Source organism: Mesorhizobium waitakense (assembly GCF_056431085.1).
Map to the genome: position 1 here is coordinate 68,540 of NZ_JBWKME010000094.1, position 18,396 is coordinate 86,935.

17 protein-coding genes are annotated in these 18,396 nt (G+C 62.6%); 3 read left to right on the forward strand and 14 right to left on the reverse strand.

Annotated elements, in window-relative coordinates; translation table 11 throughout:
- Positions 1–23: 23 nt before the first annotated feature.
- Both phoU and AC07FD_RS20375 read right to left on the reverse strand, forming a co-directional pair.
- Positions 24–749 (reverse strand): phosphate signaling complex protein PhoU, encoded by a 726-nt coding sequence (gene phoU / locus AC07FD_RS20370; RefSeq protein WP_478351304.1) that lies wholly within the window; start codon positions 747–749, stop codon positions 24–26.
- A gap of 113 nt (positions 750–862) precedes the next feature.
- The gene (locus AC07FD_RS20375) at positions 863–2,128 is read right to left on the reverse strand and encodes a sensor histidine kinase (RefSeq protein WP_478351305.1); all 1,266 of its coding nucleotides are present in this window, start codon (positions 2,126–2,128) and stop codon (positions 863–865) included.
- Positions 2,129–2,313: 185 nt separating this feature from the next.
- Here AC07FD_RS20375 and ppk2 point away from each other — a divergent pair, with 185 nt between their 5' ends.
- Complete coding sequence (ppk2, locus tag AC07FD_RS20380) at positions 2,314–3,222, forward strand: polyphosphate kinase 2 (RefSeq protein ID WP_478351306.1); 909 nt, start codon at positions 2,314–2,316, stop codon at positions 3,220–3,222.
- Positions 3,223–3,290: 68 nt separating this feature from the next.
- Here the strand turns inward: ppk2 and AC07FD_RS20385 are convergent, their stop codons facing one another.
- From AC07FD_RS20385 to AC07FD_RS20395, 3 genes are all read right to left on the reverse strand, one after another.
- Positions 3,291–4,040 carry an enoyl-CoA hydratase-related protein gene (locus tag AC07FD_RS20385; protein WP_478351307.1) on the reverse strand — a complete coding sequence of 250 codons (750 nt, stop codon included), beginning with the start codon at positions 4,038–4,040 and terminating at the stop codon, positions 3,291–3,293.
- A 14-nt stretch (positions 4,041–4,054) separates the two neighbouring features.
- On the reverse strand, positions 4,055–4,693 hold the full coding sequence (locus tag AC07FD_RS20390) for an acyl-homoserine-lactone synthase (protein WP_095082315.1): 639 nt from the start codon (positions 4,691–4,693) through the stop codon (positions 4,055–4,057).
- Positions 4,694–4,790: 97 nt separating this feature from the next.
- On the reverse strand, positions 4,791–5,522 hold the full coding sequence (locus AC07FD_RS20395; protein ID WP_095082317.1) for a helix-turn-helix transcriptional regulator: 732 nt from the start codon (positions 5,520–5,522) through the stop codon (positions 4,791–4,793).
- Positions 5,523–5,779: 257 nt separating this feature from the next.
- On the opposite strand from AC07FD_RS20395, the gene AC07FD_RS20400 reads away from it, so the two are divergent.
- Positions 5,780–6,631 (forward strand): transporter substrate-binding domain-containing protein, encoded by an 852-nt coding sequence (locus tag AC07FD_RS20400; RefSeq protein ID WP_478351308.1) that lies wholly within the window; start codon positions 5,780–5,782, stop codon positions 6,629–6,631.
- 24 nt (positions 6,632–6,655) lie between these two features.
- On the opposite strand, the gene AC07FD_RS20405 is transcribed toward AC07FD_RS20400, so the two are convergent.
- Complete coding sequence (locus AC07FD_RS20405) at positions 6,656–7,069, reverse strand: tellurite resistance TerB family protein (RefSeq protein WP_478351309.1); 414 nt, start codon at positions 7,067–7,069, stop codon at positions 6,656–6,658.
- A gap of 157 nt (positions 7,070–7,226) precedes the next feature.
- Here AC07FD_RS20405 and AC07FD_RS20410 point away from each other — a divergent pair, with 157 nt between their 5' ends.
- Positions 7,227–8,873 (forward strand): lysine--tRNA ligase, encoded by a 1,647-nt coding sequence (locus AC07FD_RS20410; RefSeq protein ID WP_478351310.1) that lies wholly within the window; start codon positions 7,227–7,229, stop codon positions 8,871–8,873.
- Here AC07FD_RS20410 and AC07FD_RS20415 read toward each other — a convergent pair.
- From AC07FD_RS20415 to AC07FD_RS20450, 8 genes are all read right to left on the reverse strand, one after another.
- Positions 8,839–9,690 (reverse strand): thermonuclease family protein, encoded by an 852-nt coding sequence (locus tag AC07FD_RS20415; protein ID WP_478351311.1) that lies wholly within the window; start codon positions 9,688–9,690, stop codon positions 8,839–8,841. The genes AC07FD_RS20410 and AC07FD_RS20415 overlap by 35 nt on opposite strands.
- A 9-nt stretch (positions 9,691–9,699) precedes the next feature.
- A complete protein-coding gene (locus AC07FD_RS20420; RefSeq protein ID WP_478351312.1) occupies positions 9,700–10,350 on the reverse strand; it encodes a S24 family peptidase in 651 nt (216 codons plus the stop codon).
- Between the two features lie 160 nt (positions 10,351–10,510).
- Complete coding sequence (locus AC07FD_RS20425) at positions 10,511–10,816, reverse strand: hypothetical protein (RefSeq protein ID WP_478351313.1); 306 nt, start codon at positions 10,814–10,816, stop codon at positions 10,511–10,513.
- A gap of 198 nt (positions 10,817–11,014) precedes the next feature.
- Positions 11,015–13,231 carry a 3-hydroxyacyl-CoA dehydrogenase NAD-binding domain-containing protein gene (locus AC07FD_RS20430; RefSeq protein WP_478351314.1) on the reverse strand — a complete coding sequence of 739 codons (2,217 nt, stop codon included), beginning with the start codon at positions 13,229–13,231 and terminating at the stop codon, positions 11,015–11,017.
- Positions 13,232–13,246: 15 nt separating this feature from the next.
- Positions 13,247–14,455: an acetyl-CoA C-acetyltransferase gene (locus tag AC07FD_RS20435; RefSeq protein WP_478351315.1), complete on the reverse strand. Its 1,209-nt coding sequence runs from the start codon at positions 14,453–14,455 to the stop codon at positions 13,247–13,249.
- Positions 14,456–14,540: 85 nt separating this feature from the next.
- Positions 14,541–15,713, reverse strand: coding sequence for an acyl-CoA dehydrogenase family protein (locus AC07FD_RS20440; protein ID WP_478351316.1), 1,173 nt, complete (start codon positions 15,711–15,713; stop codon positions 14,541–14,543).
- A 50-nt stretch (positions 15,714–15,763) separates the two neighbouring features.
- Positions 15,764–17,554 carry an acyl-CoA dehydrogenase gene (locus AC07FD_RS20445; RefSeq protein WP_478351317.1) on the reverse strand — a complete coding sequence of 597 codons (1,791 nt, stop codon included), beginning with the start codon at positions 17,552–17,554 and terminating at the stop codon, positions 15,764–15,766.
- A gap of 274 nt (positions 17,555–17,828) precedes the next feature.
- Positions 17,829–18,290: a MerR family transcriptional regulator gene (locus AC07FD_RS20450; RefSeq protein WP_478351335.1), complete on the reverse strand. Its 462-nt coding sequence runs from the start codon at positions 18,288–18,290 to the stop codon at positions 17,829–17,831.
- Positions 18,291–18,396 lie beyond the last annotated feature (106 nt).

Sequence of the window (18,396 nt, forward strand, 5' to 3'; positions counted from 1 at the left end):
TGATGGTTCGAGAGTGCGACCGTTCAATTAACCGGAGGCGTCGCGGAAAGGCTGATCTTGTCGGTCTTGTCGCCCTTCGGCCGCTCGGCCGGCATCTGCTCGCCGGTGACGATGTAGTAGATGGTCTCGGCGATGTTGGTGGCGTGATCGCCGATGCGCTCGATGTTTTTGGCGCAAAACAGCAGATGCGTGCAAGGCGTGATGTTGCGCGGATCTTCCATCATGTAGGTCAGCAATTCGCGGAACAGCGACGTGTACATGGCGTCGATCTGGTCGTCGCGGTCGCGCACGAAGCCGATCTTGTCGACCGAGCGCGATGCGTAGACGTCGAGCACTTCCTTGAGCTGGGTGAGCGCCAGGTTGGCCAGGGCCTCGAGGCCGCGGAACAGGCTAGTCGGCTGGCGTCCGTCGATGACGGCGCCCACCCGCTTGGCAACGTTCTTGCCGAGGTCACCGACCCGTTCGAGGTCGGCGGAAATGCGGATGGCGCCGACGATCTCGCGCAGGTCCGTCGCCATCGGCTGGCGCTTGGCGATGATGATGATCGCCTTGTCGTCGATTTCGCGTTGCCCTTCATCGAGCACTGCATCGTCGCGGATGACCTTCTGGGCGAGGCCGGGGTCGGCATTGACGAGGGCGGCAACCGCCTGTTCGACCATACGCTCGGCATGGCCGCCCATCGCCGCGATGCGCTTCGACAGATATTTCAGCTCCTCGTCATAGGCGCTCATGATATGCACGGACTGCATGGCGAAATGCCTTCCCACGGGTGTCTTGTTTTGAGTCGTTTCCTCGAATCCCCGCTGATACGCTAGCCGGATGACAGAAAAAAGAAACGGTCCCGTGGAGAACTAGGGCAGTATCAGTGCGTCGGCAAATGAACCGAGAAGGCAGCGCCCTTGCCGAACTCGGACTTGATCGAAAGCCGGCCATTGTGGCGTGTCAGGATATGCTTGACGATCGACAGACCGAGGCCGGTTCCCTTCTGGGTGCGGCTGGTCTCGACATCGACGCGATAGAAGCGCTCGGTGATGCGCGGAATGTGTTCCTCGGGAATGCCGGGGCCAAAGTCCCTGATGGTCACGTCGATGCCTGGCTCCGAGCCGGGATCGCCGCGCGCGATCGACACCACCACGCGGCCGCCCGACTGCCCGTACTTGCAGGCGTTTTCCAGGAGGTTCTCGAAAACCTGGAAGAGCTCGTCGCGATCCCCCGGCACATCAAGCGGGCCGTCGGCGTAATCCCGTTCGACGATAACGCTGTTTTCCCTGGCCAGCGGTCCGAGCGAATCGATGACGCTATCGACCGTCTCACGCAGGTCGACCTCGGTTCCCGGCTTCAGATAGGGCTTCATCTCGAGCCGCGACAGCGACAACAAATCATCGATCAGGCGCGCCATGCGCCCGGTCTGGCTCTGCATGATCTGCAGGAACTGGTCGCGCGCCGCCGGGTCGTTGCGGGCCGGTCCGCGCAGCGTTTCGATAAAGCCGGAGATCGAGGCGAGCGGCGTGCGCAGTTCGTGGCTGGCATTGGCTATGAAATCGGCGCGCATGCGGTCGATCCTGCGCGCTTCGCTCTGGTCCTTGAACACCAGCACATAGAGATCGGTGCCGTGGCCGACCGAGGAGGCACTCACCCGGTAAGCCCGTTCGACCGGCAGCTTCTCCGTATAGTCGACGACGTCAGAGGCGACATCGCCCGACAGCACGCCGTCCAGCAGAGCCTGCATTTCCGGCGCCCGAAATTTCAGCGACAGCGACAGGCCGGGCGCGATCCCGCCGAAGGCGGCGAAGGCGGCGGCATTGGCGTGGACGATGGTGGCGGTCCGATCGAAGATGATCAGCGGGTCGGCGACGGCGGCCGCAAGATATTCGCCGGAGAGCCGTTGCAGGCCGATTGCCTCGATCGCCGCGGCACTCTCGGCCGATTGGCGCGTGCCTGTGACCGGCAGCATTGCCGCTGCGAGCAGCAGCGCCAGCGCCGCAAGGACGACAAAGCCGGATATCGCGGCCAAGGCATACACGCCGAGAATCGCGACGACGCCGGCGAGCAGCAGCCAGCGGCTGTTCCACAGCCGGACGGCCAGGCCTTGCGCCATGCCTCTCTGCTCTGCGTCCAGGTCAGCCATTCGCTCGCGCGCCCGCACCCCTTGCCTCGCACCCGGTCGACCGGCGACGGAAACTTCCGCGGGACCGGTCTAACGCATGACCCAGAAAATCGGAATCGATTTTCTGAAAGGATCATGCGCAAAATCAAAAGTGCTGTAGTGGCTCCCAATAGCATGAGTCCGGAAGCAGAAAAGGGTTCGTCTCGATGAAAAAAGCCAAGGAAACTCCCGCCGTGCCGACTTCGGGTCCGCTGAAGATCAGGATCGGCGGCAAGGAGCGGGAGTTCGATATTGAAAATCCCGTGCTTCCCGACTGGGTCGAGGACAACAAGCTGACCGCCGGCGGTTACCCCTACGACAAGAAGATGAAAAGCGAGGAGTATGACGAGACGCTCGAGAAATTGCAGATCGAGCTGGTCAAGGCGCAGGCGTGGCTGCAGTCGACGGGAAAACGGGTGATGGCGCTGTTCGAGGGCCGCGACGCCGCCGGCAAGGGCGGCACGATCTTCGTGCTGCGCCAGTACCTGAACCCTCGTACCGCGCGCAACGTGGCGCTGACCAAGCCGGCCCCGACAGAGCAGGGGCAGTGGTACTTCCAGCGCTATGTCGACCATTTTCCGACATCGGGCGAGTTCCTCACCTTCGACCGCTCCTGGTACAACCGCGCCGGCGTCGAGCCGGTGATGGGTTTTTGTACGCCGCAGCAGCACGAGCAGTTTCTCGACGAGACACCGCATTTCGAACGGATGATCGCCAATGAGGGCATCCACTTCTTCAAATTCTGGCTGAACATCGGGCAGGAGACGCAGCTCGAGCGCTTTCACGATCGCCGCTTCAGCCCGCTGAAAAGCTGGAAGTTTTCGCCGATCGACGTTGCCGGGATCACCAAGTGGGACGACTACACCAAGGTCCGCGACACCATGTTCGAGCGCACCCACAAAGAATTCGCGCCGTGGATCATCATACGGGCCAATGACAAGCGGCGCGCGCGGCTCGGGGTCATTCGGCGCATCCTCCTGTCGCTGCCCTATGACGGGCGCGATCTCGACATCATCGGCAAGGAAGACAAGAAAATCATCGGCGAAGGCCCTTCGTTTCTGGGAAAGCAAGACTGACGTCTTTTGCGCCGCGCAGCCAGAGGCCGCGCGGCGCGTTCGTCATCGACGCCTTTCTGTCAGACCGTTCAAGCCACCAGCCGGGCTATGCGCTGCAATCGCCGCAGCGTGGTGTCGTCCTGCAGCGCCTGCTGGAAAAGCGAAATCTCCTGATCGATACGGTCGCACAGCGCGCTGGTGTTGCCCTTGAGCAGGCCCCGCGTCTGCAGCAAGGCGGCGACCGGCTTCTTGACAAGTTGTCTCGCCCGGCCAAGGGCCGCGCCCTCGACGCTGCCGCCCGGCACGATCTCGGCGACGAGGCCGAGCGCCCTGGCATCCTCGGCGCGAAGTGTGTCGCCGAGGCAGAAGAAGCGGAAAGCACCGGCGTAGCCGAGTTTCTGCGGCGCCAGGATGCTGGTCGCGGCATCCGGGACCAGGCCAAAATCGACGAACGGCACCCGGAACGTGCTTTGATCGGACGCGATCACCATGTCGCAATGGAATAGGATCGTGCAGCCGACGCCGACGGCATCGCCATCGACGCAGGCTAGGATGGGCTTGGGAAACGTCGCCAGCGTGCGAAACAGATCGGTGACGGCGGCGATCAGTTTCTGGTGCTTGGTGGCGTCGAGGAATTCGGAGAAATCGCCGCCGAGACAGAAGCATCCCGACAGGCCGCGCAGCACGACGACGCGCACCTCCTCATTGTCGGCGGCTTCATGGAAGGTCTTCGCCAGGCTTTCATAGGCTCTTCTGTCCAGCACCGGCCGTCCGTCATTCGACGATACGGTGACCATTAGCGTGTGGTTGCGGAGTTCTGGTTGCGGATGGGGGCTCATGACTGTCTCCGATTTCACGACGCACGCCTTTGGCCGAGCATGTCGGGGTATCCCCTGGTCAGCACGGGAGCAAAATGATTGCGGCGCGAACGCACCACATCGAGCGTGTGCTCGTTGAAGGTAAGCAAGGTGGCTACGACCTGCTGGTTGCCATAGGTGCGCTGATAGCCCAGCGGGGTCGCCAGGAAATGCAGCTGCAATGCGCGCAGCACCCACATCGGCTCGAACTCGATGATCACCTGGTTGACGTTGCGCTTCAGTCCCCACTCGACGAAGCCAGCGATCAGCTCGGTGCCGACGGTTGACACGCCGCGACGGCCATCGCGGTAACCTGGAGCGACCGCATAGCGGGTCAACTCGTAGATGTTGGGTCCGGAGGGCGGCGTTCCTTCAAAGAGGTCGGTCAGCACCTCGGTCAGCAGATGTCCCCGCGTGGTCGGCAAAAGCCTCTGGTAGCCCGCGACTTCACTGCCCCTGATGACGATTTGATGGACGGCCTCGTCATGATCGAACTGGTCGCATTCTAGCCCGTCGGGGCGCCTGAGGTCCTCCCATCCCATCTCCTCGACGAATATCTTGTAGCGCAAGCGATGGACCGCCTCCCAAAGGTCCGGGCGTTCCATCAATTCTTGGGTTGTGAGAGAAAAAAGCATTCCGTCATCTCCTGGTTTCAGAGGAAGATACGGCCGTGCTTCGATGAGAAAATTGCGTGATCGCGTAGGCTAGAATTGCTAGGCCGGCACGGCCGACCTAACTAATGTAGCCCCGCCTTATCGCTTCGGCGACCGCCTGAACCCGGTTGACGGCACCAAGTTTGCTTTTGGCGTTAAGAAGATGTTTCTCGGAGGTGTGTTCGGAGATGCCGAGGATTTGCGAAATCTCCCACTCGGACTTGCCAACGGCGGCCCATTGCAGGCATTCGCGTTCGCGCGGCGTCAGTACGATGTGATCGATGGTGTTGCTCGCCATCGTGTGGAGCTGCATGGCGCGGCCGACCGCATAGGTCGACACCAGCGACACCAGGCCGAAATCGGCCGCCGACAATTCGACTGCCTCGCCGCCCAGCGACACCATGACGATCTGGCCGTCGAGCGTGATCAGCGGAAAGGCCAGTCCGTCGCGCAACTTGAACGCGCCGGCATCGCCCATCACTTCGCCGCTGCTCTTGTCGATTCGGGCGCCCTGTGAGGCTTCGCGCCACTGGAACGGCGCCTGCAGCTGTTTCATGTGGCTGACGACCGGGTCGTGATCGACATAGTTGCGCGCCACATAGCGCTCCAGCCATTCAACAGGCCAGTCGCACAGAAGCACATGCTGCTTTTGCTGGCCGCTTGGCGTGCCCGGCTGCGGCACGGTTCCCGCCATCAGTGCGGTGAGCCCGAAATCCGACGTTACACCCAGCAACGTTTCGCAGACTGCCGCCGCCGTTCCGGCGTGCTGCAGTTGGTCTATGAATTCCAGCGTGCGATCGAACTGACCCATCGCAACATCAACCCTATGTTGCCTCATGCATTGCGACCAATGATGCGTGCTTCGTTTGCACTTCACCACCGACCACGGATTGCAAACCGCATGTTTCCGGTCGTGGTTCTCACCTTGGTCCCCCAACCAAGGCAGCCACTGCTATTTGCAAACTCCCTAAAGCATATCCTGAAATCGACGCGTTGAAATCAAAAAGCATTGTGCCTTTGTCATATTCGTACCAAAACCTGCCAACACGACTGCGGGGGAGTCTTATCTTGGCGTTCCAGTGGAGGTTTTTGGCTCTTGCGTCGCTGCTGATCGCAGCGCTGTCGGTCGCCGGTACCGCGCGCGCCGCTGAGCCGCAGGTGCCGGTGCTGTGGGATGCCAAGGAGCGGCTGCCGAAACCGGACCTTTCGGCACTGCCCCGGCTGCGCTTCCTGACGACCACGGATTTTCCACCCTTCAATTTCCTTGACGGCTCGGGAAAACTGTCCGGTTTCCATATCGATCTGGCGCGCGCCATCTGCGCCGAGCTTGGTATTGTCGACAAATGCCAGATCCAGGCCCTGCCCTGGGCAGAGCTCGAAGGCGCGCTGCAGAAAGGCGAGGGCGAAGCGATCATCGCCGGCATCGCCGCAACGGCCGAATCGCGCTCGACCTATGCCTTCTCACGCTCCTACCTGCAGTTCCCGGCCCGCTTCGTCACGCAGAAGAGCAAAGATCTGAGCGAACCGGTCTTCGACAAATTGCGTGGCAAGCGTGTCGGCGTGCTCGCCGGCTCGGCGCATGAGCGCATGCTGCGCGACTATTTCAACACCGTTCAGATCGTCCCCTTCGACAGGCCGGAAGAACTCTATGCCGATCTCAAGGCCGGCAAGCTCGACGCCGCCTTCGGCGACGGCATGCGGCTGGCCTTCTGGCTGGGCGGCTCGGATGCGGCCGGCTGCTGCCGCTTTGCCGGCGGTCCCTATCTGGCGCCCGAATATCTGGGGTCTGGCATGGCCATCGCCACCAGGGCGGACGACCCCGCACTGGCCGCCGCGTTCGACTACGCGCTGCAGGAGATCTCGATGAAAGGCACGTTCGCCGAATTCTATCTGCGCTATTTCCCGGTCAGCTTTTTCTAGTCTAGCCAACCGAAAGGCAGCGCCCTAAGTCAGGGTGCGCAGCCTCGCCTTGGCGGCACGACCGATGGCGGCGACCGTCAAGGTGTCGAGGTCGAGCTGACGCCGGATGAGCTGCAGCACCCGGACTTCTTCCATGCGCATTTCGAGATCGACGGCGGCCACCTCGAAGGCGGCGGCATAGGCGGTGTCGTGCAAGCGCTCGGGCAGCGCCCCGGCGACCCGCGCAAGAACGCCTTCCAGGCCGTCCTTTTCATTCAGCATCTTCTGGCAAGCCTGGGCGACGCCGACCAGCCGGTCGTGGTTGAAATCCTCGAACACCGGCCAGGAGCGGACGACGTCGCCGATCCGGGCCAGTTCGACATCGGTCATGTCGCGATCGGAAGCCGAGGTGATGACCATCAGGTAGATCAGCGCTTCATGCGGCGTCGGCAACGGCATTCTGTACTCCTTGAATGGGCTCCGAAGGTAGGAAAGCGGTATCTGCACCGCAAGGAAAAAGCGCTGCACGCGTTGACGCTCCGGCCACGCACGCCTAGAGACCGGTTGAAAACCCCTGCTCCGGGCAACACCGGCGATTTATTTGGAAAACTGTGACATGGCGGGATCAAACATCTTCGATCTCAATCCCGAGCTGCTGGCGGCCGCGACCGAGAGCAAGGCATGGCCGTTCGAGGAAGCCAAGAAGATCATCGAACGCTACAAAGGCACCGACTTTCCTGAAACCATCCTGTTCGAGACCGGCTACGGACCGTCCGGGCTGCCGCATATCGGCACGTTCGGCGAGGTGGCGCGCACGACGATGGTGCGGCACGCCTTCCGCGTCCTGACGCAGGACAAGGTTGCGACCAAGCTGCTGTGCTTTTCCGACGACATGGACGGCATGCGCAAGATCCCCGACAACGTGCCGGATCGCGCAGCGCTGGAGCCACATTTGCACAAGCCGTTGTCGTCGGTGCCCAATCCGTTCGGCGACGATTATGCGAGCTTTGCCGATCACAACAACGCGATGCTTTGCCGCTTCCTGGACACGTTCGGCTTCGACTACGAGTTCGCCAGCGCGACGCAATATTACAAGTCGGGCCGCTTCGACGCGATGCTGCTGCGTGCCGCCGAACGCTATGACCAGATCATGGCGGTGATGCTGCCAACGCTCGGCTCCGAACGGCAGGCGACCTACAGCCCGTTCCTGCCGATTTCGCCGAAAAGCGGCCGCGTGCTTTACGTGCCAATGAAGCATGTAGACGCCAAGGCCGGCACCATCACCTTCGACGATGAAGGCACCGAGACCACGCTTTCGATCACCGGCGGCAGGGTGAAGTTGCAGTGGAAGCCGGATTTCGGCATGCGCTGGGCAGCGCTCGGCGTCGATTTCGAAATGTTCGGCAAGGACCACCAGACCAATGCGGTGGTCTATGACCGCATCTGCAACATCCTGGGTGGGCGTGCTCCAGAGCATTTCGTCTATGAGCTGTTCCTCGACGAGAATGGCCAGAAGATCTCGAAGTCGAAGGGCAACGGGCTGACCATCGACGAGTGGCTGACCTATGCGCCGACCGAGAGCCTCGGGCTTTACATGTACCAGCGGCCGCGGCAGGCCAAGAAGCTGTATTTCGATGTCATCCCGAGGGCGGTAGACGAGTATTACACCTTCCTCGCAGCTTACCCGCGGCAGGACTGGAAGGAACGGCTGGGCAACCCGGTCTGGCATATGCATGACGGCAACCCGCCGGTCATCGACATGCCGGTGCCGTTCTCGCTGCTGCTCAATCTGGTCAGCGCTTCCAACGCGCAGAACAAGGATGTGCTGTGGGGCTTCATTTCGCGCCATACCGCGGGGGTGACGCCAAAGACGCATCCCGAGCTCGACCAGCTGGTCGGCCATGCGATCCGCTATTTCGACGATTTCGTGAAGCCGACGAAAACCTTCCGCCCGGCCGACGAGGTCGAGCGCGAGGCGCTGGCAGCCCTCGACACGGCGCTTGGTGCGCTGCCGGCAGACGCCAACGGCGAAGCCATCCAGAACGCTTCGCTCAATGTCGCACGCAGGATCGAACGCTATCAGGATCACTCCAAGCAGAGCCCGGAAGGTGGCCCCGGCGTATCGGGCGCCTTCTTCCAGATGATCTACCAGGTGCTGATCGGCCAGGAGCGCGGCCCGCGCTTCGGCTCGTTCGCCGCACTCTATGGCATTGCCGAGACGCGGGCGCTTATTCAGCGGGCGCTGGCTGGTCAGCTGGCTTAAGCACGCCGTCGACCTCTTCCAGGATCGAGCTCGGCGCCTGAGGCGCAGGGCTCGGTGCGGCCGGCATCGCAGGCATGCCGGAAAGGTTGGGCGCCGATCCGAAAATGCCCTTCTTCGCCGTGCGCGCCTTGTCGCCGGCCTCGACATAAGGCCCACCCTTGGCGGCCCGAGCCCAGCCGTTTTCGACCAGCCATTGACCGACGTCCTGCTTGCCGATCCGGCATTCGGCGGCGATCAGGTCGCGACCGCCCTCGGGCGGCACGGTGCAGACCACCGCGCGGCCACGCAGGAAGGCGCGGAACGCCGTTCGCGCCCGGATGCCGCACGGCCAGGCTTTGCCGTCATCGCTGCAGGTCTCGTCCTGCGTGACGATGTCGATGCCCGACACCGCGACCGAATAGCCCTTGGCCTCGATCAGGCCGGCGGCCTGCGCGACCGGCTGGAACAGCTTTGTTCCGTTCCAGTCGTCGGGCATTTTCGGCCTGGGCGGCACCGCCAGCGCCAGCTTGCTCAACGGCTCGCGCGGCTCGACACGCTCAAGCCCCTCGGCGGGCAGTTCCGGTGGCGCGATAATTTCAGGATCGGTCGCCCTCGAATGTGGCGCCGGCTTGGGCGGCTGCGAAGCGGTTATGGCGGATGTCGCCGGCTCTGCGAGCACGGTCTCGGCGCCCTCCTGCGAGATCGTGTCGGCGCCCGGATCGACCTGATCCACCGTGACTACGCCTGCACTTCCCTTCAGCGTGCGACCGCCAGCGACGACCATTGCCGCCATCGCCGGGACCATCAGAACCGCCAGGACAAGATGAGGGAGCCGCACCAGCCGGACCTACTGGCTTGCCCAGACAATCCGCGCCACCCATTCGACATCGCGCATGGGAATGTCGCGGTCCGGATGATCGGGATTGAGCGAGACCAGTGCAATCGACTTGACGGTCTGGCGCTCGAGCACCTTGGCCATCACTTCGCCGGCGGTGGTCTTGACGACGACACGATCGCCCTTGCGGGTGATGGCGCCCGGCTCGACGATGAGGACGTCGCCATCGCGGTAGAGCGGCAGCATGGAATCACCTTGCACCTTCAGCGCATAGGAGCTCTCCGTCGATTGCGCCGGCAGTTCGACCAGGTCCCAGCCCTGCCCGGCCGGAAAGCCGGCATCGTCGAAGAAGCCGCCGGCGCCGGCCTGGGCAAAGCCGAGCAACGGCACCGAGCGCCTGTGGGCTACCCGTGCTTCCTGGGCTGACGCGGCCCTGCCCTCGATCAGGCCGGTGAATTCGTCGAGCGTAGCCCCTGTCGCCTCGATGATCTTGGCAAGCGATTCGGTCGACGGCCAGCGCGGCCGGCCATCCGACGACAGACGTTTCGACTTGTTGAAGGCCGTCGAATCGAGCCCCGCGCGCCGGGCCAGCCCCGAAGCCGACAGCGAATAGCGCTCGGCGAGAGCATCGATGGCAGCCCAGACACGGTCATGCGAGAGCAAGCTCGCTCTCCCTCGAAACAGGAAAAAATGCCTCTTCCTGTCTAACGCGCAACCGCCGCCATGTCCACCGGGCGCAGCCAGCGGATCGCCGACAAAACTGTGTGCCGCCGCGACAGCGCCGCGCGGTTCAGTGATCGGACATCAATGGTCGCCGATGAACCTATCCGGCCATCGCCGCCATCGCCCTGGGCAAGCCCTTCCTGAGTTCCTCGGCGTTCATCACCGGGATCAACTCGACGCTGGCATTGAAGGCGAAGAAGAACCGCTCGGCGACATAGGGCATATCCGAACTGTCCTTTACCTCCACGACGAGATAGGCCGTTCGCCGGCCACCGTCGGCGGTGAAATAGGCGGCCTCCGGGTTGAGGTCGGACAAGGTGTGCTCGATGAACTTGGCCATGCTGCCGTTCTTGATCGCCTTGTTGCCTTCCTCGGCCGGGATGGAAACTCTCAGCATCATACGCATGACGATTACGTCCTTCTGCCAACTTTAGGTTAGCAAAAGCTAATTTATCACCGACGGACCGCATGGGAAAGCTGAAGCGCGCTGGCCACAGCTACGTGCCGTGGCCATCATGCGCAAATTAAAGGGGCGACAAGCGTCGTTTGCGTCGCTGAAGGACGCGCAGCGCTGCCGTCGCGCCCAGATATAGATCGGCCGGCGTCAGGCTGCCTGCTTCACGTCACCGGCGTAAGGATTGAAGCGCTCATAAAAGGTCTCGCCCTTTTCGGCCATATCGAGCAACAGCTTGGGCGCCTTGAATTCGGCGCCGTATTTCTTCTGCAGCTTCTTGGCGATCTTGACGAATGCCTTGGCGCCGATGCCGTCGATATAGGACAGCGCACCGCCGGTGTAGGGCGCGAAGCCGAAGGCCAGGATCGAGCCGACATCGGCCTCGCGCGGGTCGGTGACGATGCCCTCTTCCATCACCCGGGCCGCTTCCAGCGCGATGGTGACCAGCAGCCGCTGCTGCAGCTCTTCATAATCGACCTTCTCGGCCGCAAGCTGCGGATAGAGGTCCTTGAGGCCCGGCCACAGCTTCTTCTTGGCCGGCTTGGCGGGATAGTCGTAAAAACCCTTGCCGTTCTTGCGGCCGAAGCGGCCATGATCGTCGACCATGGTGTTGATCAGCGCCATTTGCTTCTGGTCGACGGCGGTGTCGCCGAGATCGCGCATGGTCTGCTTCATGATTTTCTGCGCGAGGTCGATGGCCGTCTCGTCGGTCAGGGCCAGCGGGCCGACCGGCATGCCGGCGGCTTTCGCCGCATTCTCGATCATGGGTGCAGGCACGCCTTCGATCAGCATTTTGTAGGCTTCCGACATGTAACGCAGCACGCAGCGGTTGACGTAGAAGCCGCGCGTGTCGTTGACGACGATCGGCGTCTTCTTGATGGCGCGGACGAAATCGATGGCTGTCGCGAGCGCCTTGTCGCCGGTCTTCTTGCCCAAAATGATCTCGACCAGCATCATCCTGTCGACCGGCGAGAAGAAATGGATGCCGATGAAGTTCTTCGGCCGCGCCGAGTTCTTGGCCAGCGACGAGATCGGGATGGTCGAGGTGTTGGAGGCGAAGATGGCCGAGGCTTTAAGCACCACTTCTGCCTGTTCGGTAGCGCTCTTCTTGACGCCGGAATCCTCGAACACCGCTTCGACCACCAGGTCGCAGCCGGCAAGGTCGGCATAGTCGGCCGTAGGTGTGATCAGCGACAGAAGTTTGTCCTTCTCCTCCGGCTTGGCGCGGCCTTTCTTCACCTGGTCCGAGACCAGGCTGTCGGAATGTGCCTTGCCCTTAGCGGCCGAATCCATGTCGCGGTCGAGCAGAACCACCGGAATGCCGGCCTTGGCGGTGACATAGGCGATGCCGGCGCCCATGAAGCCGGCGCCGAGAATGCCGATCTTCTTGAACTTGGTTTCCGGTACGCCGGGCGGGCGACGCGCGCCCTTGTTCAGTTCCTGCAGCGACACGAACAGCGAGCGGATCATCGCCGCCGCTTCCTGGGTCTGCATGATCTCGGTGAAATAGCGCTGCTCGATGCGCAGGGCCGTGTCGAACGGCACCAGCAGGCCTTCATAGACGCACTTCAGGATCGCGGCGGCAGCTGGATAATTGCCATAGGTCTCGCGGCGCAGGATCGCGATGGCCGGCGGCCACAGATTGAAGCCGGCTGGTGAATAGATCTGGCCTCCGGGCAGCTTAAAACCCTTCTCGTCCCACGGCGCCACCGGCTTCAGGCCGTTCCTGATCATCGCCTTGGCGGTGTCGACCAGCTTGGCCGGTTCGGCGATCTCATGAATCAGGCCCATCGACTTGGCCTTCTGCGGCGACAGCGCCTGGCCGGAGGTCAGCATCTGCAGCGCCTGCTGCTGATCGGTCAGCCGCGGCACGCGCTGGGTGCCGCCGGCACCCGGGAAGATGCCGATCTTCACTTCGGGAAGCGCCATCCTGACCTTGTCGCTATCGGCGGCGACACGGCCGTGGCAGGCGAGCGACAATTCGAAGGCGCCGCCCATGCAGGTGCCGTTGATCGCCGACACCCAGGGCTTGCCCGACGTTTCCAGCTTGCGGAACAGGCCGGTCATAGTGCCGGCATTGTCGAACAACGCCTTGGTGGCCTTTTCGACGTCCTTGTCCTTTTCAGTGGCGAAAGTGGTCAGCATCTTCTGCAGCAAGGTGATGTCGGCGCCGCCGGAGAAGGTGTCCTTGCCGGAGGTGATCACCGCGCCCTTGATGGCGGCATCGCCCGCTACCGCGTCGACGATGGCGTTCAGTTCCAGCATCGCCTCTTCGGTGAAGACGTTCATCGAGCGGCCCGGCATGTCCCAGGTGACCAGCGCAATGCCGTCGGCGTCGATGTCGAGGGTGAAATTGGTGTAGCTCATGATTTCTCTCCCCTGTCAGACGCGTTCGATAATCGTTGCGGTGCCCATGCCGGCACCGATGCACAGCGTCACCAGCGCGGTGTTGAGATCGCGGCGCTCGAGTTCGTCCAGAACCGTGCCGAAGATCATCGCGCCGGTCGCACCGAGCGGATGGCCCATGGCGATGGCGCCGCCATTGACGTTGATCTTGTCGTGCTCGATATCGAAGGCCTGCATGTAGCGCAGCACCACCGAGGCGAAGGCCTCGTTGAGCTCGAACAGGTCGATATCCGACAGCTTCATCTTGGCACGCTTCAACAGCTTCTCGGTGACGTCGACCGGACCGGTCAGCATCAGCACCGGTTCGGAGCCGATGTTGGCGAAGGTGCGGATGCGAGCGCGCGGCTTCAGCCCCATCGCCTTGCCGGCCCTCTTCGAGCCGAGCAGAACAGCGGCGGCGCCATCGACGATGCCGGACGAATTGCCGGCATGGTGGACGTGGTTGACCTCTTCCACCTCGGGGTGCTTCTGCACCGCGACGGCATCGAACCCCCCCATTTCGCCGGGCATGACGAAGGACGGGTTGAGCGAGGCCAGCGACTGCATGTCGGTCGACGGGCGCATGTGCTCGTCGTGGTCGAGGATGGTCAGGCCGTTCTGGTCCTTGATCGGAATAACGGACTTCTTGAAGCGGCCATCGGCCCAGGATTTGGCCGCGCGCTTCTGGCTCTCGACTGCATAGGCATCGACGTCGTCGCGCGAGAAGCCGTATTTGGTGGCGATCAGGTCGGCCGAAATGCCTTGCGGTACGAACCAGCCGGGCAGGCCAACCGAAGGATCCATGAACCACGCGCCGCCGGAGGCGCCCATGCCGACCCGCGACATCGATTCGACGCCGCCGGCGATGACGATGTCATCGGCGCCCTGCGCGATCTTGGCGCCGCCGAAATTGATGGCGTCCAGGCCCGAAGCGCAGAAGCGCGAGATCTGCATGCCAGGCGCCTTGGTGTCATAGCCGGCCTCGAAGGCAGCGGCGCGCGGAATGACCGAACCCGCCTCGCCGACCGGATCGACGCAGCCGAAGATGATGTCGTCGACATTGCCGGTGTCGAGCCCGTTGCGATCGCGCAATGCTTCGAGCGTCTTGGCGGCAAGTCGCACCGCCGGCACCTCGTGCAGCGATCCGTCCTTCTTGCCCTTGCCGCGCGGCGTGCGCACAGCGTCATAGACATAAGCTTCGGCCATCTTTTTGCTCCTTGGGTTTATCGAACGGCTTTAGACTGATGCATATCGATCTCCCAAAACCGGGACCACTTTTGGGCGACGTGCATTAGAGCGAGCGTCCGATCAGCAATTTCATGATCTCGTTGGTGCCGCCGTAGATGCGCTGGACGCGGGCGTCGCGGAACATGCGGGCGATCGGGTATTCATTCATGTAGCCATAGCCGCCATGCAATTGAAGGCATTCGTCGACGACTTTTCCCTGCAGGTCGCTGAGCCAGTATTTGGCCATCGACGCCGTTACCGGGTCGAGGCCACCGGCGATGTGGCGGGTCACACAATCATTGTAGAAGACGCGGCCGATGGTTGCCTCGGTCTTGAGTTCGGCCAGCTTGAACTGGGTGTTCTGGAAATCGATGATCGCCTTGCCGAACGCCTTGCGCTCCTTCACGTAGTCGATGGTCAGCGCCAGGGCGCGCTCGATCATGGCAATCGCCCCGGTGCCGATCTGCAGCCGCTCCTGCGGCAATTGCTGCATCAGCTGGACAAAGCCCTGCCCTTCCTCATGGCCGAGCAGGTTGGAGGTCGGCACGCGCATATCGTTGAAGAACAGTTCCGAGGTGTCGTTGGCCTTCAAGCCGATCTTGTCGAGGTTGCGGCCGCGCTGGAAGCCTTCGACCTCATCGGTCTCGACGACGATCAGCGAGGTGCCCTTGGCGCCCTTCTCCGGATCGGTCTTGGTGACAACGATGATGAAGTTGGCAAGCTGGCCATTGGTGATGAAGGTCTTGGAACCGTTGATCTTGTACTGGTTGCCATCCTTCTGCGCCCGCGTCTTGACGCCCTGTAGGTCGGAGCCGGCACCTGGCTCGGTCATGGCGATGGCGCCGATCAGTTCGCCGGTCGCCAGCTTCGGCAGCCATTTCTTCTTCTGCTCTTCAGAGCCGTAGTGGAGAATGTAGGGGGCGACGATCGAATTGTGCAGGCCGATGCCGAAGCCATCGACACCGACATGGCCAATGGCCTCGATGATGGCGCTCTCATGCGCGAAGGTACCGCCCGAGCCGCCATACTCCTCCGGCATCGAGGCGCAGAGCAGACCGGCAGCGCCGGCCTTCAACCAGCTCTCGCGGTCGACCATCTCGTTCTTCTCGAATTCGTCGTAGCGCGGCGCGATTTCCTCCGACATGAAGCGGTGCGCCATGTCGTAGAGCATGCCGACCTCGTCCGCCGCCCAGGCGGGCTTCGGCAAAGAGAGCACTTCGGCGGGATTTGTCGCCACGATTTCCTCCGCGTATCGACAGACAGGGCCGGCGGTGCCGGCGTTCGAGCTTAGAACGCTTCCGCCGGCAGAGCCATCAGCGTGTCGGCACCGCTCGAAATGCGGGCGAGGTGAGCGCCGGTTTCCGGCATGATCCGCTCCATGAAGAAGCGCGCCGTCACAACCTTGTTGTCGTAGAAGGACTGCGAACCGTTGGCCTCCGTCTTGCCAAGCGCCGCCTTGGCCATCTGCGCCCACATATAGCCCAGCGCCACAAGGCCGAAGAGATGCATGAAATCGGTCGAGGCGGCGCCCGCATTGTCGGGCTTGGCCATGCCGTTCTGCAGCAGCCACATGGTGGCGGCCTGAAGGTCGTTGAGGCCCTTCTTCAGCGCCTTCGTGAACGGCGCCATCTTCTCGTCGGAACGGTTTTCCTCGCAGAATTCGCCGACCTCCTTGAAGAAGGCCTGCACGGCGCGGCCGCCATTCAAACCGAGCTTGCGGCCGACGAGGTCGAGCGCCTGGATGCCGTTGGCGCCTTCATAGATCATGGCGATGCGGGCATCGCGCACGAACTGGCTCATGCCGTGCTCTTCGATGTACCCGTGACCGCCGAACACCTGCTGCGCCATCACGGCGTGGTCGAACCCCTTGTCGGTGAGCACGCCCTTGACCACCGGCGTCAACAGGCCGGTGTAGTCGTCGGCGGCCTGGCGGTCCTTGTCGTCGCCAGAGCGGTGGGCGACGTCGGACTTGATCGCCGTCCACAGCGCCAGCGCGCGGCCGGCCTCGTTGAAGGCCTTCATGGTCATCAGGCTGCGGCGGATGTCGGGATGGACGACGATCGGGTCGGCCTTCTTGTCCGGCGCCTTCGGCCCCGACAGCGAGCGGCCCTGCAAGCGATCCTTGGCGTAGGCGGCGGCGTTCTGGTAGGCGATCTCCGACAGCGACAGCCCTTGCAGGCCGACGCCGAGGCGCGCCTCGTTCATCATCGTGAACATCGCCTTCAAACCACCATTGGCCTCGCCGAGCAGCGTGCCTTCGGCCTCGTCATAGTTCATGACGCAGGTCGAATTGCCATGAATGCCCATCTTCTCCTCGATCGAGCCGCAGGAGACGGTGTTCCTGTTGCCGGGATTGCCCGAGGCGTCGAGCTTGAGCTTCGGCACGATGAACAGCGAGATACCCTTGACGCCTTCCGGCGCGCCTTCGATGCGGGCCAGCACCAGGTGGACGATGTTGTCCGACATGTCGTGCTCGCCGGCCGAGATGAATATCTTCTGGCCTGAAATCTTGTAGGTGCCATCGCCATTCGGCACCGCCTTGGTTCGCAGCAGGCCAAGATCGGTACCGCAATGCGGCTCGGTCAGGTTCATGGTGCCGGTCCAGGCACCCTCAACCATTTTCGGCAGCCATTTGGATTTCTGCTCGTCGGTGCCGTGTGTGATGATCGCCGCGATCGCGCCCTGCGTCAGGCCCGGATACATCATCAGCGACATGTTGGCCGACACCATATATTCGGCAACGGCGGTGTGCACCGCGTAGGGCAGGCCCTGGCCGCCGAACTCGACGGGTGCGGCCAGACCCATCCAGCCACCCTCGCGATACTGGCCGAAGGCCTCCTTGAAACCTTTCGGCGTCGTCACCGAGCCGTCGTCATGGCGCACGCAGCCTTCCATGTCGCCGACACGGTTCAGCGGATGCATGACGTTTTCGGCGAGCTTGGCACCTTCGGCGAGGATGGCCTCCAGTACATCGGGCGTGGCGTCGGCAAATCCGGGAAGGTTCGAATAGCGCTGATAGCCCAGCACCTCGTTGAGCACGAACAGCGTATCCTGGACCGGAGCCCTGTATGTCGGCATGCTTTCCTCCACCCTGCAGACCTGTCCGAATGCCCCTGAAGTATACCAAGGGTGGCATGCGGACCCATTTTGCGAGCGGGATAGCAAAAATTGACGTTTGCGTAAACGTCAATTTTTTCGATGCGACAAGATTTCCCGCCCACCGCGCGGTGAACGTAGCGGCGAGGCGTTGCACAAGCTAGCGGCGAGAGGCTGCATTGTTCCGCGGCCAAGACGACGAAAAGCCGCGCGGCAGGGCCACGCGGCTTTGATAGTCAGACAGTCAGCGGATGAGTTAGCCCGCGACGCTCGCCTGCGGCGCCGAACGCTGGGCCAGCATCTGGCGCACCGCCGACATCGAGCCGCTCAGCTCGTTGATGGCGTCATCGATCAGCGCGCGCTGCTTCTGCAGCCGGGCAAGCTGCTTTTCCGACTTGTCCAGCGCCAGCCGCAGCTGCTTGGTGTTGGAGCCGGTCGGATCGTAGAGGTCCATCATCTGCTTGACGTCGCGCAGCGAGAACCCAACCTTGCGGCCAAGCAGGATCAGCTTCAGCCGGGCCTTGTCGCGGCGCGTGTAGAGACGGGTCGAACCGTCGCGCTGCGGGTTAAGCAGGCCCTTGTCTTCATAGAAACGCAGCGTGCGCAGCGTCACTCCATATGTCTTGGCCATCTCACCGATGCGGACAAGGTCCTCGCCGGTTTCGACAGACATATTGTTGGTATTGGCCGCGGTCTCGCCGGCCGAGATAAGCTTCATGGTCACTGGCTTTCCCCATCTGGTGGCGTCGCGGTCCTGGACCGTGCGTCGCCTGACTGGAAGCGGGGGCTTGCTTCCGGTCGTGGTTTCAACAAACAAATCGCAA